We start from the raw sequence: 15,287 nt of genomic DNA on the forward strand, positions 1-15,287 counted from the left end.
ATGGTTCTGTCTTTCTCAATCTGGCTGCCTGTCTTTTTCGGCCTGCTGATCCTGGCCTTCGGCTCGGACCGCAGCCCTGGCTTCGTGCGGTGGATGACGCTGTTCGGCTCGATCGCCAGCTTTATCGTCACGCTGCCGCTGGTATTCCACTTCGACCGTACGACCGCGGCGATGCAGTTCGTCGAGAAGGCGAACTGGATCGAGCGCTTCAGCATCCACTACCTGCTGGGTGTCGACGGCTTGTCGATGTGGTTCGTGGTGCTGACCGCCTTCATCACGGTGATCGTGGTGATCTCGGCCTGGGAAGTGATCACCGAGCGCGTGGCCGAGTACATGGCCTCGTTCCTGATCCTGTCCGGCCTGATGATCGGCGTGTTCTGCGCGCTCGATGGCATGCTGTTCTACGTGTTCTTCGAAGCCACGCTGATCCCGATGTACATCATCATCGGCGTCTGGGGCGGCCCGAACCGTGTCTACGCGGCCTTCAAGTTCTTCCTGTACACGCTGCTGGGCTCGTTGTTGACGCTGGTCGCGCTGCTGTACCTGTACAACAAGACCGGTACGTTCGACATCCTGCAATGGCACCAGGCCAAGCTGTCGATGAACGAGCAGATCGCGATCTTCATCGCCTTCTTCGTCGCCTTTGCCGTCAAGGTGCCGATGTGGCCGGTGCACACCTGGCTGCCCGACGCCCACGTGGAAGCGCCGACCGGCGGTTCGGTGGTGCTGGCCGCCATCATGCTGAAGCTGGGCGCCTACGGTTTCCTGCGGTTCTCGCTGCCGATCGCGCCTGACGCGAGCCACTACCTGGCCCCGTTCATCATCACGATCTCGCTGATCGCCGTGATCTACATCGGCCTGGTCGCGCTGGTGCAGGCCGACATGAAGAAGCTGGTGGCGTACTCGTCGATTGCCCACATGGGCTTCGTCACGCTGGGCTTCTTCATCTTCAGCGACATCGGCGTCGAAGGCGGCATCATCCAGATGATCTCGCACGGCTTTATCTCGGGCGCTATGTTCCTGTGCATCGGCGTGCTGTATGACCGCGTGCATTCGCGCCAGATCGCCGACTATGGCGGCGTGGTGAACACCATGCCGAAGTTCGCCGCGCTGTCGGTGTTCTTCGCGATGGCCAACTGCGGCCTGCCGGCCACCTCTGGCTTCGTCGGCGAATTCATGGTGATCCTGGGTGCCGTCAAGTTCAACTTCTGGATCGGCCTGCTGGCTGCCACCGCCCTGATCTTCGGCGCCGCCTATTCGCTGTGGATGGTGAAGCGCGTGATCTTCGGTGACGTCGTGCACCAGCACGTGCGCGAGCTGGTCGACCTGAACAAGCGTGAGTTCGTCATGCTCGGCCTGCTGGCCATCATGACGCTGTACATGGGCCTGCACCCGAAGCCCTTTACCGACGTGATGCACCCGTCCGTGGTCAACCTGCTGCAGCACGCGGCGCAGTCGAAGCTGTAATCGGGGAGAGATATCAATATGCAACCGTCCTCGACACTCGCCCCCGTGGCGCCGATCATCTTCCTGGCGATCGCCATCGCCGCGATCAACTGGATCGACCTGGCCCGGGGCAAGGGCAAGCAGAGCGTGGCCTACCCGCTGTCGCTGCTGACCACGCTGGTGCTGACCGTCTGGTTCGGCATGAACGCCGCCGCCGGCGAGACGCACTATGCGTTCTCCAACCTGGTCGTGATCGACCCGATGGCCAACGTGCTGTCGGCGTTCTGCGCGGCCGGCCTGTTTGTCACGCTGGTCTATACGCGCAGCTACCTGGCTGAGCGCGACATGTTCGCCGGCGAGTTCTACATGCTGGCGCTGTTCACGCTGGGTGGCCAGATCGTGATGATCACCGGCAACAACTTCCTGACCCTGTACCTGGGCCTGGAACTGCTGTCGCTGTCGTCGTACGCGCTGGTGGCGCTGCGCCGCGAGTCGCGCGTGACCTCGGAATCGGCCATGAAGTACTTCGTGCTGGGCGCGCTGGCTTCGGGCTTCCTGCTGTACGGCATCTCGATGATGTACGGCGCCACCGGTTCGCTGAACCTGGGCGAAGTGTTCCGCGTGGTCGAGTCGGGCCGCGTCAATACCACGATGCTGGCTTTCGGCGTGGTGTTCATCGTCGCCGGCCTGTCGTTCAAGCTGGGTGCCGCGCCGTTCCACATGTGGATCCCGGACATCTACCAGGGCTCGCCGACCGCCGTGACGCTGCTGATCGCGGGCGGCCCCAAGGTGGCGGCGTTCGCGCTGTTCATCCGCGTGCTGGTGGAAGGCCTGCTGCCGCTGGCCAACGACTGGCAGATGATGCTGGTGGTGCTGTCGATCGTGTCGCTGGCGATTGGCAACCTGACGGCCATCGTCCAGACCAACCTGAAGCGGATGCTGGCGTACTCGACCATCTCGCACATGGGCTTCGTGCTGCTGGGCCTGCTGTCGGGTGTGGTGGCCAACAAGGCTGACGGCGCCGCCGATGCGTACAGCGCATCGATGTTCTACTCGGTGACCTACCTGCTGACCACGCTGGGTACCTTCGGCATCATCCTGCTGCGCACCAAGAAGGGCTTCGAGGCCGAGACGCTGGAAGACCTGAAGGGCATGTCGCGCCGCAACCCGTGGTTTGCCTTCCTGATGCTGGTGATGATGTTCTCGCTGGCCGGCATCCCGCCGACCGTGGGCTTCTACGCCAAGCTGGCGGTGCTGGATGCCGTGGTCAAGGCCGGCATGAACTGGCTGGCCGTGGTGGCCGTGATGTTCTCGCTGATCGGCGCGTTCTACTACCTGCGCATCGTCAAGCTGATGTACTTCGACCAGCCGGTTGGCGAAGAGCAGCTGGAAGCGACAGCCGGCCTGCGCTCGATGCTGAGCCTGAACGGCGCCGCCGTGATCGTGCTGGGCATTTTCCCGGCCGCGCTGATGAACCTGTGCTACCAGGCCATCCGCTCGACCCTGGGTTCCTGATCCGCTAACGTCCATGAGCGCATCCGCAAGCGGCTGGTTTGTCATCCTGCTGGCACTCGTCAGTGCTAACCTGCCGTTTGTGAACCAGCGCCTGTTCATGGTGATCCCGCTCCGGTGGGCGCGCAAGCCGCTGTGGCTGCGCCTGCTGGAGCTGATCGTCTGGTACGCGATGGCCGGCGCCGCCGGTTTCGCGGTGGAAGCCAGCCTCGGCAATGCCTTCCCGCAGGGCTGGCAGTTCTATGCCATCACCGCCTGCATGATGCTGGTGTTCGCCTTCCCGGGCTTCACCTGGCAATACCTCGTCAAACACCGCACGGCCTGAAGCCGGTCTCGTCGGCGCCGGGCCTGCCTGATCCGGAGCGTCCATGACCGACAAGATTCAACGCGGCACCCATTCGCTCGCCGATCCCGCGGATGCCGCCGGAAACGACGACGCACTGAAAGAAGTGTGCGTCGCCTCGGCCACGGTCCATCGCGGCAAATTCCTCACCCTCAAGCAAGACATCGTCCGCCTGCCCGACGGCAAACAGACCGGGCGCGAGTACATCGTGCATCCGGGTGCGGTGATGATGATTCCGTTGTTTGACGACGGCACCGTGCTGATGGAGCGCCAGTTCCGCTATCCCGTCGGTGAAGTCATGCTGGAATTCCCCGCCGGCAAACTCGATCCGCAAGAGGGCGCCCGGCGCTGCGGCGAACGGGAGTTGCTCGAAGAGACGGGCTATACGGCCAGGCGCTGGGACTACCTGACGCGCATCCATCCGGTCATTTCCTACTCGACTGAATTCATCGACGTCTTCCTGGCGCGCGACCTGACGCATGGCGAGGCGCAGCTGGACGATGGCGAATTCCTGGAGACGTTCATCACGCCGGTGGGGCAGGTGATCGACTGGGTGCGCAGCGGCCGCATCACGGATGTGAAGACCATCATCGGCGCGTTCTGGCTGGAGAAAGTCGTTTCCGGCGCATGGCAGCCGGGCGAGCAGACGGTGCCGGGCTGAGCCAACACAGCAGCGAGGCAAGCACTGCGCTAAGCTGGATGCAGGGCGGAAAACGTGTGTGCTGAAAGCAGCATGTTCGTTCCGCGAACGGTCGTTCGAAAAAATTTAGCACGACCGTTCACAAAATTTCGATTCGCGGATAATATAGCTTTTGACGGGCTGGAAAGATCATGAAGGTGCTCGACCTGCGCTGCGCGCATGACCATCGTTTCGAGGGCTGGTTTGCCTCGGAGGAAGAAGCGCAATCGCAAATCGCGCGTGACCTCGTCCAATGCCCGGTCTGTGGCGATCACGCCGTGACGCGGCTGCCCAGCGCGCCGCGCCTGAACCTGTCAGGCGCGACCGCGCCAAAGGGTGCCGCCAAGCCGGCGCCGCAAGCGGTAACCGCCGCAGCACCGGCGACACTGCAAGCGCTGTACATGAAGGCAGTGAAGCAGGTGCTGGCCCAGACCGAGGACGTTGGCGACCGCTTTGCCGAGGAGGCAAGGCGCATGCACTACGATGAAGCGCCGGAACGCGGCATCCGCGGTTCGGCTTCGCCAGAGGAAGTGCAGGCGCTGGCCGACGAGGGCATCGAGACTTTTCCGCTTGTCGTGCCGGATGCGCTGAAGCAGACGGCTCACTGAATTGCGTCCTGTGCCCGTTGCTGTCGGCGCATGACGCGCAAGGCAGAACAAACCGCCGGCAGCCTGAGACGATGCCGGCACCATCATGGAGACGGGCATGGATCTCAACTACTCGGCGTCCGACAACGCCTTCCGCGAGGAAGTGCGTAGCTGGCTCGAAGCCAACTTGCCGGCGGACATCCGCGGCAAGATTCTCAACCACCGCCGTCCGAACCGCGACGACCTGGTGCGCTGGCACAAGATCCTCGCCGGCAAGGGCTGGTCGGCGCCGCACTGGCCCGTCCAATACGGCGGCACCGGCTGGAACGCCACCCAGCGCCATATCTGGGACGAAGAGAACGCCCGCGTCGGCGCGCCCGGCGTGCTGCCGTTTGGCGTCGCCATGGTGGCGCCCGTGATCATGAAGTACGGCAACGAGCAGCAGAAGTCGTACTTCCTGCCGCGCATCCTGGACTGCACCGACTGGTGGTGCCAGGGCTATTCGGAGCCGGGCTCGGGTTCGGACCTGGCCTCGGTGAAGACCCGCGCTGAACTGACTTCCGACGGCAAGCACTACATCGTCAACGGCCAGAAGACCTGGACCACGCTCGGCCAGCACGCCGACATGATCTTCTGCCTGGTGCGCACCGATCCGGAAGCCAAGAAGCAGGAGGGTATCTCGTTCCTGCTGATCGACATGAAGACGCCGGGCATCACCGTGCGCCCGATCATCATGCTCGACGAAGAGCATGAGGTGAACGAGGTCTTCTTTGACAACGTCAAGGTGCCGGTCGAGAACCGCGTCGGCGAAGAGAACAAGGGCTGGACCTACGCCAAGTACCTGCTCGGCCATGAGCGCACCGGCATCGCGCGCGTGGGCAATTCCAAGCGCGAACTGGGCTTCCTGAAGCGCGTGGCGCGCCAGCAGCAGAAGAACGGCAAGCCGCTGCTGGAAGATCCGGTGTTCGGCGCCAAGGTGGCCGCGCTGGAAATCGAACTGATGGCGCTGGAGATCACCGTGCTGCGCGTGGTGTCGAGCGAAGCCGCCGGCAAGGGCCCCGGCCCCGAGGCGTCGATGCTGAAGATCAAGGGCACCGAGATCCAGCAACTGCTGACCGAGCTGATGGTCGAGGCAGTCGGCCCTTACGCCCAGCCGTTCGACACGGCCTACCTGGAGTGCGAGACCGAGCATGCGGTGACCGGCTACGACGACGCCGCGCCGCTGTCCGCGTACTACTTCAACTATCGCAAGACCTCCATCTACGGCGGGTCCAACGAAATTCAGAAGAACATCATCAGCCAGATGATTCTGGGGCTGTGAGGAGACACGTAACATGAACTTCAATCTCAGCGACGAACAGAAGCAACTGGCCGACGCCGTCCGCCGTTTTGTCGAGAAGGACTACGGTTTCGAGGACCGCAAGAAGAACTACGAAAGCGCCGCCGGCTACGGCGAATCCGCGTGGGGCTCGCTGGTCGAGCTTGGCCTGACTGCGCTGCCGGTGCCGGAAGAGCAGGGCGGTTTCTCGGGCAAGGCGCTCGACATGATGGTGGTGCAGCAGGAGCTGGGCCGCGGGCTGGTGGTGGAGCCGTACCTGGCCACCGTGGTGGGTGCCTACGCACTTGGCCTGGCCGGCGGCCAGGACGCGCTGCTGGAGCAGGTCGCCGGCGGCGAACTGAAGCTGGCCGTGGCCTTCAACGAGCCGCAGTCGCGCTATGAACTGAACAACGTGCGTGTCACGGCCCGCGACGGCAAGCTCAACGGCCGCAAGACCGTGGTGCTGCATGGTGCGCAGGCCGACAAGCTGATCGTGTCGGCACGCAGCAGCGGCGGTGAAGCCGACCAGGATGGCATCTCGCTGTTCCTGGTGGATGCGAAGGGCGCCGGTGTCAGCATCAAGGACTACCGCACCATCGATAACCTGCGCGCGGCGGACATCAGCTTCCAGGATGCGCCGGCCCAATTGCTGGGCGAGGCCGGCAAGGCTTTCCCGGTGATCGAGCAGGTAGCCGACTACGCCGCGGTGCTGCTGTGCGCTGAGGCCGTGGGCGTGATGGACACCCTCAATGCCGCCACGCTGGAATACGCCAAGACGCGCCAGCAGTTCGGCCAGCCGATCGCGCGCTTCCAGGCGCTGCAGCACCGCATGGTCGAGATGTTCATCCATGCCGAGCAGTCGCGCTCGATCACGCTGCTGGCCGCGGCCCGCTTTGAAGAGGCGTCGCCGGAAGAGCGCCGCCGCTATGTCTCGGCCGCCAAGGCGCGCGTGGGACAGGCAGCGCGCACGGTCGGCCAGGAAGCGGTGCAGATCCACGGCGGCATGGGCGTGACCAACGAACTGCCGGCCGCGCACATGTTCAAGCGGCTGACGCTGATCAACACCACCTTCGGTGACGTGGATCACCACCTGGGCCGGTTTGCTGCCCAGCCGGGGTTCCAGGACGCAGCCTGATCCTGTCATCTGCCATGCCAGCCAAAACCGCGCCGTAGTCCCAGGCGCGGTTTTTTTCTTTGCGCGCTGTTAGGGGCGGGTTCGGCAAATACGGACGCTGCGCCCTGGCATGCATGCGATCATCGTCAAGACAAGGCCATAGCCATCCACAACGGAGAGACAAGCAATGCTGTATTTCGAGGACTTTGAGGTCGGCAGCAGCCGTGAGCTGGGCTCCTACGTCGTCACCGAGGAAGAGCTCCTCGCCTTTGCCCGCCAGTACGACCCGCAGCCGTTCCATATCGACAAGGAAGCCGCCGCCAGGAGCATCTACGGCGGGCTGATCTCGAGCGGCTGGATGACGTGCTCGATCATGATGCGCCTGCTGGTGCTGAGCACCACCGGCAAATCGGCCAGCATGGGCTCGCCCGGTGTGGACGAGATCCGCTGGCTCAAGCCGGTGCATGCCGGCGATACCCTTAGCGTGGTGCTGAAGGTCCTGGATAAGCGCGCTTCGCAATCCAAGCCCGACCGCGGCGTGATCCACACCCAGTGGGAAGCCACCAACCAGCGCGGCGAACTGGTCTGCACGGTCAAGGGCATGGGCATGTACGGCCGCCGCCCCGCATAACGACACATCCAACCACCCAACGAGGAGACAACCGAGATGCGTACCATCGCAACGCTGGAAGAACTGGAAGGCCTGCAAGGGCAGGAAGTCGCGGTCAGCGACTGGATGGAGGTGACCCAGCAGCAGGTCAACCAGTTCGCCGAAGCCACCGGCGACCACCAGTGGATCCACGTCGACGTGGAGCGCGCCAAAAAGGAATCACCCTATGGCGCCCCGATTGCCCATGGCTTCCTGACGCTGTCGCTGCTGCCAAAGTTCATGCACAACGCGCTGCACATGCCGTCGAAGATCGGCGTCAACTACGGCCTGAACCGCGTGCGTTTCACCGCCCCCGTGCCGGTGGGCAGCAAGTTGCGGGCACGAATCAAGCTGCTCAAGGTCGAACGCCTGGATCCGCTGCCGAAGTCGCCTGAACTGGCGGGTGCACAGTCCACCTGGGAGGTCACGATCGAGCGCGAGGGCAGCGAGCGTCCGGTATGTGTTGCGGAATCGATTTCCCGCCGCTACGGCTGACCGGAAAAAACGCTGTGTGGGATTGAGGTGCGACAAAGTTTCTGATGCACTGCGACAATATGCCACACAGAAATGTCGCACCAGCAAAGCCGCGCAAATGCGCGGCTTTGTGCATATTTATAGTTGAAATTGTGATCTTGACGGCAATCAAGTGCTGCGATGCGATGCAAGCACATCATTGTCCGGTTATCTGAACGGTGTGTTCTGTGGCGTTGGGTTTACCCTCAATGTTGCGTTGCGGTACATTCGCGCCCACGATGTTTTACGTGTTGCGCTCCCTGGCCGAAAACCGCGCTTGCCCTGAGGGCAGGTCCGCCGGGAAGTGCAAAAGCCTCGTATTCCAACGCTACCCGGCCGCTGTACTGAGCCGGGACCGTTCGCGGTTTCGGCCACCAGGTGCCGCAGCGCCGGCAAGGTCCCACAGGGCCTGCAGCGCGCGCAGTCAGTTGTCCTTCCGTGTTCATGGCGTTGCAAGGCCGCATGGTCCTCCGGCGTTAGATTCGCCGCCCGACCGCAACGCCAGCTAAGGACACGTCCTTCCGGTTTTCCCATAGCCCCACGCCTCTTGCGCGAGCATCAGGCGGTTTAGCCACGCTTTTGCCCAAAGCGCGGTGTAACCAAACCAGTCGTGACATGAAGAAACCCATACTGCCGCGTTGGACGCGGTTCCTGCCCTGCCTCGGCCTGCTTCTGCTCGCCGGTTGCAACATGACGCTGCTCGACCCGAAAGGGCAGGTCGGCGTCGATATCAAGAACATCATCCTGATTGCCACCTGGCTCATGCTGCTGGTGGTGGTGCCGGTGATCGTGCTCACGCTGGTGTTCGCGTGGAAGTACCGCGCGTCCAACACCAAGGCGCGCTATGAGCCGGACTGGTCGCACTCCACCGCGATCGAAGTGGTGGTGTGGCTGATCCCGTGCCTGATCATCATCGCGCTGGGCATCATCACCTGGAAGTCCTCGCACGACCTGGACCCGTACAAGCCGCTGGAATCGAACAAGAAGCCCGTCACCATCGAGGTGGTGGCGCTGAACTGGAAGTGGCTGTTCATCTATCCGGAACTGAAGATCGCGACCGTCAACCAGATCGCGTTCCCGGTCGACACCCCGGTGAACTTCAAGATCACCTCGGATTCGATCATGAATTCGTTCTTCATCCCGCAACTGGGCAGCCAGGTGTACGCCATGGCAGGGATGGAGACCAAGCTGCACCTGATCGCCAACCATGCCGGCTCGTATGACGGCGTGTCCGCCAACTACAGCGGCGGCGGCTTCTCGGGCATGAAGTTCAAGGCGGTCGCCATGTCGAACTACGAGTTCGACGACTGGGTCGCCAAGGTTCGCGCCTCGTCGACCGAACTGGGCGTTGAAGGCTACAAGACGCTGGCACAACCCAGCGAGAAGGAGCCGGTCACGTACTACGGCAAGGTGGAAGACCAGCTCTTCCGCAACATCCTGCACAAGTACATGGACCACAGCGGCACGGCAGTCGCCGCCGACGGGTTCAAGGGCGGCCCGATCTGCACGTCGCGCAACACCCTCGGCGAAGAGCAGCTGTCGATGACCACGCCGGCCAAGCTGCCGGCGGGCGTGTAATCCTGGGAGCAATGATGTTTGGCAAGTTGAGTTTGTCGGCGATTCCGTTTCATGAGCCGATCATCATGGTCGTGCTGGCCGGCGTCGTCCTTGGCGGTGCCGCGCTGCTAGGCGCGATCACGTATTTCAAGAAGTGGGGCTACCTCTGGAACGAGTGGTTCACGTCCGTCGATCACAAGAAGATCGGCGTGATGTACTGCCTGGTTGCCCTGATCATGCTGCTGCGCGGCTTTGCCGACGCGGTCATGATGCGTACCCAGCTGGCGCTCGCCACCAATGGCGCCACCGGTGTCCTGCCGCCTGAGCACTACGACCAGATCTTCACCGCCCACGGCGTGATCATGATCTTCTTCGTGGCCATGCCGCTGATGACCGGCCTGATGAACCTGGTCGTGCCGCTGCAGATCGGCGCGCGCGACGTGGCCTTCCCGTTCCTGAACACGCTGTCGTTCTGGCTGTTCGTGTCGGGCGCCATGCTGGTCAACGTCTCGCTGGGCGTTGGTGAATTCGCCAAGACCGGCTGGCTGGCCTATCCGCCGCTGTCGGGCCTGGACTACAGCCCTGGCGTAGGGGTGGACTATTACCTCTGGAGCTTGCAGATCTCGGGCCTGGGCACGCTGCTGACCGGCGTGAACTTCCTGGTGACGATCCTGCGCATGCGCGCCCCGGGCATGACCCTGATGCGCATGCCGGTGTTCACCTGGACCGCGCTGTGCACCAACGTGCTGATCGTGGCCGCCTTCCCGGTGCTGACCGTGACCCTGGCACTGCTGGGCCTGGACCGCTACATCGGCACCCACTTCTTCACGAACGACGGTGGCGGCAACGCCATGATGTACGTGAACCTGATCTGGATCTGGGGCCACCCCGAGGTGTACATCCTGATCCTGCCGGCGTTCGGTATCTTCTCTGAAGTCATCGCCACGTTCTCGGGCAAGAAGCTGTTCGGCTACAAGGGCATGGTGTACGCGACCGCCGCGATCATGGTGCTGTCGTTCATCGTGTGGCTGCACCACTTCTTCACGATGGGCTCGGGCGCCAACGTCAATGCGTTCTTCGGCATCACGACCATGATCATCTCCATCCCGACCGGGGTGAAGATCTTCAACTGGCTGTTCACCATGTACCGCGGCCGGGTCCAGATGACCTCGCCGGTGCTGTGGACGCTGGGCTTCATGATCACCTTCGTGATCGGCGGCATGACCGGCGTGCTGATGGCCGTGCCGGCTGCTGACTTCGTGCTGCACAACAGCCTGTTCCTGATCGCCCACTTCCACAACGTGATCATCGGCGGCGTGCTGTTCGGCTACCTGGCCGGCATCACCTACTGGTGGCCGAAGGCGTTCGGCTTCACGCTGAACGAGCGCCTGGGCAAGTGCGCCTTCTGGTGCTGGCTGGTCGGCTTCTACTTCGCCTTCATGCCGCTGTACGTGCTGGGCCTGATGGGCATGACCCGCCGCCTGAACCACACCGACAATCCGGCCTGGACGCCGTGGCTGTACCTGGCCGTGGTTGGCGTGGTGTTCGTGGCGCTGGGCATCTTCTTCCAGGTGCTGCAGATCGTTGTGTCGATCCGCGACCGCAAGAAGCTGGCCGACGTGACCGGCGACCCGTGGGGCGGCCGTACCCTGGAGTGGGCCACCTCGTCGCCGCCGCCGTTCTACAACTTCGCGCACACCCCGGTGGTGCGTGACCTGGACGCGTTCGCCGACATGAAGGCCCGTGGCGAGACCCTGCCGACCGAAGGCTACGAGAAGATCCACATGCCCAAGAACACGGGTGCGGGCTTCATCATCGGCGCCTTCAGCCTGGTGTTTGGCTTTGCCCTGACCTGGCATATCTGGTGGATGGCCATCGTTGGCCTGGTGGGCATGGTGTGGGCGTTTATCCACCGCAGCAACGACGACCATATCGACTACTACGTGCCGGCCACCGAGGTCGAGCAGATCGAAACGCGCCATCTGCAGCGCATTGCTTCGCAGGCCTAAGAACCATGTCGACTCAAGTCCTAGACCGCATCCCCGCGCAGGCCGGCGCATCGGCCCACGCCGACGCACATGGCCATGACCATGCGCACCACGATACCAGTGCCAATACGGTGTATGGCTTCTGGATCTACCTGATGAGCGACTGCATCATCTTCGCCGGACTGTTCGCGGCTTTCGCCGTGCTGCGCGGCGAACTGGCAGGCGGCCCGTCGGCGAAGGAGCTGTTCGAGCTCAACTACGTGCTGGTGGAGACCTTCATCCTGCTGTTCTCCTCGATCACGTACGGCATGGCGATGATCTCGCTGCAGAACCGCAGCCTCAAGCACGTGCAGACGTGGCTCGGCGTGACCTTCCTGCTCGGTCTCGCGTTCATGGCGATGGAAATCAACGAGTTCCACCACCTGATCGCCGAAGGCGCCGGCCCGGGCCGCAGCGCGTTCCTGTCGTCGTTCTTCACGCTGGTCGGTACCCACGGCCTGCACGTCGCCAGCGGCATGCTGTGGATGATCGTGCTGATGTGGCAGCTGGGCAAGAAGGGCATCACCCCGACGCTCAGCAAGCGCCTGATGTGCCTGTCGCTGTTCTGGCACTTTCTGGACGTGGTCTGGATCGGCGTGTTTACCGTGGTCTACCTGATGGGACATCTGTGATGGCACAACACAACGCACCGGCGGCGCACGGCGCCCATGACGCGCATGCCGCGCACGACTCGCACAACACCCACGCCAGCTTCAAGGGCTACGCAATCGGCTTCATCCTGGCGGTGATCCTGACCGTGATCCCGTTCAAGCTGGTGATGGACGGCAGCATGGAGAAGGGCACGATCCTGTGGATCATCCTCGGCATGGCCGCGGTCCAGATCCTGGTCCACCTGAAGTATTTCCTGCACCTGGACACGTCGTCCGAGCAGCGCAGCAACGTGATCGCGCTGCTGTTCACGGCGCTGATCCTGGTGATCGTGGTGGCGGGTTCGCTGTGGATCATGTACAACCTGAACACCAACATGATGCCGATGTAAGGACTGCTGTCCCGGCATCGAAGAACGGGGTCCCGCAAGGGGCCCCGTTTTTTTTGTGCCGCTAGTGCCGCTACCCCATCAGGGCTTGAACGTATCGCCCAGCACCACGCCTTCGCGGCGCGGGTCGGCGCCGCCCACCAGCACCGCCGAGCCGCCGATGGTGGTGCGGATGATCGCGCTCAGGCCGCTCGACTGCGCCCCGATGTTCACGGTATGCCCGAGGTTGCGCAGTCCCTTGACCAGCGGGTCGTTGTCTCCCGCGATGCCGCCGGCCGGCACGCTGCTGTCGACGTTGGGATGCTCGCCGCCGACGATCATGGCCGAGCCCGCGCCATTGGAGCCGCCGAAGTCGATCATCGACACTGCCTGCTGCGCGTCCAAGTTCCAGTCCAGCGCCGCCACCAGCGTCTTGGCCACGTACTGGATGATGGTCGCGCCGCCTGGCGAGCCGGTCGTCATGTAGAAGTCCCCACGCGACCCGTCGGCATTGCGCTTGAACACCAGCGTCGGCGACATCGAGCTGCGCGGCCGCTTGCCTGGCTGCACGCGGTTGGCGACCAGCACGCCGCCCACGGCAGGCGCTGCGTTGAAGTCGGTCAGCTCGTTGTTCAGCAGGAAGCCGTTGGTCATGTGGTACGAGCCCAGCCCTGACTCGATGGTGGTGGTCATCGCTACCACGTTGCCGTACTTGTCGTGCAGCGACAGGTGGGTGGTGCCTCGCTCCTGCACGAACGACGGCGACAGCGGCACGTCGCCGAGGTTGCCTGCCGCCACCGGCGTGGTCAGAACGCCGGTGGTGCTGATCAGCGCGGCGCGCTGGCTCAGGTAGGGCTTGTTCAGCATGGTGTCCCAGCTGCCGCCCGGCAGGCCGATGAAGTCGGTGTCGGCCACGTACTTGTTGCGATCGGCATAGGCGAGGTGCCCGGCTTCGCCCAGCAGGTGGGCGCCCAGCACGCTGGGGCGGCCGCCGTTCTGGTCGACCAGCGTGGGACCATGGCTGGCCATGTCGAAGTTCTCGACGATGCCCAGGATCTGCGCCACCGCGATGCCGCCGGAGGAGGGTGGCGGCATGCCGCAAATCTCGTACTGGCGATAGGTGGTGCAGACCGCAGATCGCTTCTTGGCCTGGTAGTTGGCCAGGTCGTCCAGCGTGGTCACGCCAGGCGTGGTGTTGCCGTCGTAGGTGGTCTGGATCTTGTTGACGATGGCCTGCGCGATCGGGCCGTTCTTGTAGAAGGCATCGGCCCCGCCCGCGGCCACGGCCGTGAACACGCCGGCCAGCGCCGGGTTCCTGAGGATGGTATTGACTGCGCGCGGCGTGCCGTCGGGGTTCAGGAAGTAGGCGGCCATTTCCGGGTCGCGCTGGATGTTTGTCACCGTGGCCGCACCGGAAATCGCTGCCGCCATGCGGGGCGGGATCGCGAAGCCGTCGGTGGCAAGCTTGATGGCCGGCGTGAACAGGTCCTTCCAGGCCAGCTTGCCATGGTCATTGTGGGCCAGTTCCAGCACGCGCAGCGTGCCGGGCGTGCCGATCGAGCGGCCGCTGCGGACGGCGGTAGGTGCCGGCGCGGTCTGGTCGGAAGCGGACTTCCACTGGATGTAGTCCTCGTCGGCGCCGGCCGGGGCGGTCTCGCGGCCGTCGTAGGCGGTCACCGCCTTGCTTGCCGCGTCGTAATACATGATGAAGGCGCCGCCGCCGATGCCGGAGGACTGCGGCTCCACCAGGTTCAGCACCATCTGCGCCGCGACCGCGGCATCGGCCGCGGTGCCGCCGTCCTTGAGCACGTCGCAGGCGACCTTGGTGGAGAGCGGGTTGTTGGTCACGGCCATATAGGTCTTGCTGTAGACCGTCGACTTGGGCGCGTAGCCGGTGGCCTGCTCGGGCGCGTTCGGGTCGCCGGGCAGCACCACCGCCTGGCCGCCGGTGCTGCCATCGAGTTCGCAGCCGGTGGCCGCCGGCGTGGTGACAACGGGTGGCGGGTCGTCGCCGCCACCGCAGGCGCCCAGCGCCAGGGTGAAGGCGGCCAGGGCCAGGATGCCTTTGCGGCGCGATGCGGATTGCAGGGCGTGGAGCGACGGTTGCGGGACGGCGAGTGACGCCGTCTGATCTTCGGAAAACGGCATGGCTTCTCTCTGGGTTGTGTGGACCCGCATTCTTGTGTCGACCAGCGCCTGGCGCGATCGGCCACCGCGTCATGGCGGGTTGGACGGCGGCTATCTCTTACCGTAGGTTGGCCATGCGCCGGTCTTAATGGATGGTTGTACCGATTTACAGTCATCCAATTCCGGTTTAAAAGTCTGCTTACTTCTGCGCGGCGTGTCGCCATTGGCAAGCCGCATGCGCTTCAGCGCCATTCCCCCTTGCGCAGCGCGCCGCCGACCCGGCGCGAGCGACACGACCGATTCTGGCGCATGGTCGCAACCCGCTCGCGGGCACCATGCACCGTCACTGCTCCCATTTCTCCCGTTGCACTGTCTCAGTGCCACTCGCGCTGCACGCCCGTGGTGCGCGATGGTCCCCACGACCCGGTTAAGCCATGCG

General features: G+C 63.8%; 14 protein-coding genes. 13 read left to right on the forward strand and 1 reads right to left on the reverse strand.

All coding sequences use genetic code 11. The features are described 5' to 3' along the window. The 13 genes from CTP10_RS04660 to cyoD all read left to right on the forward strand — a co-directional run bounded on the left by CTP10_RS04660 (nt 1) and on the right by cyoD (nt 12,745). Nucleotides 1-1,467: an NADH-quinone oxidoreductase subunit M gene (locus CTP10_RS04660; RefSeq protein ID WP_116317534.1), complete on the forward strand. Its 1,467-nt coding sequence runs from the start codon at nt 1-3 to the stop codon at nt 1,465-1,467. An 18-nt stretch (nt 1,468-1,485) separates the two neighbouring features. Beyond that, nucleotides 1,486-2,961, forward strand: a complete 1,476-nt coding sequence (gene nuoN / locus CTP10_RS04665) for an NADH-quinone oxidoreductase subunit NuoN (protein ID WP_116317535.1) — start codon at nt 1,486-1,488, stop codon at nt 2,959-2,961. Nucleotides 2,962-2,974: 13 nt separating this feature from the next. Next, nucleotides 2,975-3,283, forward strand: a complete 309-nt coding sequence (locus CTP10_RS04670) for a DUF2818 family protein (RefSeq protein WP_116317536.1) — start codon at nt 2,975-2,977, stop codon at nt 3,281-3,283. A 43-nt stretch (nt 3,284-3,326) separates the two neighbouring features. Continuing rightward, entirely contained in the window at nt 3,327-3,962 is a 636-nt protein-coding gene (locus CTP10_RS04675) for an NUDIX domain-containing protein (protein ID WP_199414500.1), read from the forward strand. A 170-nt stretch (nt 3,963-4,132) separates the two neighbouring features. After that, nucleotides 4,133-4,588, forward strand: a complete 456-nt coding sequence (locus CTP10_RS04680; protein WP_116317537.1) for a DUF1178 family protein — start codon at nt 4,133-4,135, stop codon at nt 4,586-4,588. Nucleotides 4,589-4,685: 97 nt separating this feature from the next. Further along, nucleotides 4,686-5,888, forward strand: coding sequence for an acyl-CoA dehydrogenase family protein (locus CTP10_RS04685; RefSeq protein WP_116317538.1), 1,203 nt, complete (start codon nt 4,686-4,688; stop codon nt 5,886-5,888). Between the two features lie 13 nt (nt 5,889-5,901). Next, the gene (locus CTP10_RS04690) at nt 5,902-7,020 is read left to right on the forward strand and encodes an acyl-CoA dehydrogenase family protein (RefSeq protein WP_116317539.1); all 1,119 of its coding nucleotides are present in this window, start codon (nt 5,902-5,904) and stop codon (nt 7,018-7,020) included. 166 nt (nt 7,021-7,186) lie between these two features. Next, the gene (locus CTP10_RS04695; protein WP_116317540.1) at nt 7,187-7,630 is read left to right on the forward strand and encodes a MaoC family dehydratase; all 444 of its coding nucleotides are present in this window, start codon (nt 7,187-7,189) and stop codon (nt 7,628-7,630) included. Between the two features lie 36 nt (nt 7,631-7,666). Next, a complete protein-coding gene (locus tag CTP10_RS04700; RefSeq protein ID WP_116317541.1) occupies nt 7,667-8,143 on the forward strand; it encodes a MaoC family dehydratase in 477 nt (158 codons plus the stop codon). A 633-nt stretch (nt 8,144-8,776) separates the two neighbouring features. Further along, nucleotides 8,777-9,739 (forward strand): ubiquinol oxidase subunit II, encoded by a 963-nt coding sequence (cyoA, locus tag CTP10_RS04705; protein WP_116317542.1) that lies wholly within the window; start codon nt 8,777-8,779, stop codon nt 9,737-9,739. A 14-nt stretch (nt 9,740-9,753) separates the two neighbouring features. Continuing rightward, complete coding sequence (cyoB, locus tag CTP10_RS04710; protein ID WP_116317857.1) at nt 9,754-11,727, forward strand: cytochrome o ubiquinol oxidase subunit I; 1,974 nt, start codon at nt 9,754-9,756, stop codon at nt 11,725-11,727. A 5-nt stretch (nt 11,728-11,732) separates the two neighbouring features. Beyond that, complete coding sequence (gene cyoC / locus CTP10_RS04715) at nt 11,733-12,377, forward strand: cytochrome o ubiquinol oxidase subunit III (RefSeq protein ID WP_116317543.1); 645 nt, start codon at nt 11,733-11,735, stop codon at nt 12,375-12,377. Next, nucleotides 12,377-12,745, forward strand: a complete 369-nt coding sequence (cyoD, locus tag CTP10_RS04720) for a cytochrome o ubiquinol oxidase subunit IV (RefSeq protein WP_116317544.1) — start codon at nt 12,377-12,379, stop codon at nt 12,743-12,745. Before cyoC ends, cyoD begins: the two co-directional genes overlap by 1 nt. A gap of 78 nt (nt 12,746-12,823) precedes the next feature. Here the strand turns inward: cyoD and CTP10_RS04725 are convergent, their stop codons facing one another. Beyond that, nucleotides 12,824-14,869: a gamma-glutamyltransferase family protein gene (locus tag CTP10_RS04725; RefSeq protein ID WP_116317545.1), complete on the reverse strand. Its 2,046-nt coding sequence runs from the start codon at nt 14,867-14,869 to the stop codon at nt 12,824-12,826. Between the last annotated feature and the right edge of the window lie 418 nt (nt 14,870-15,287).

It is taken from the genome of Cupriavidus sp. P-10 (genome assembly GCF_003402535.2).
Classification (GTDB): domain Bacteria; phylum Pseudomonadota; class Gammaproteobacteria; order Burkholderiales; family Burkholderiaceae; genus Cupriavidus.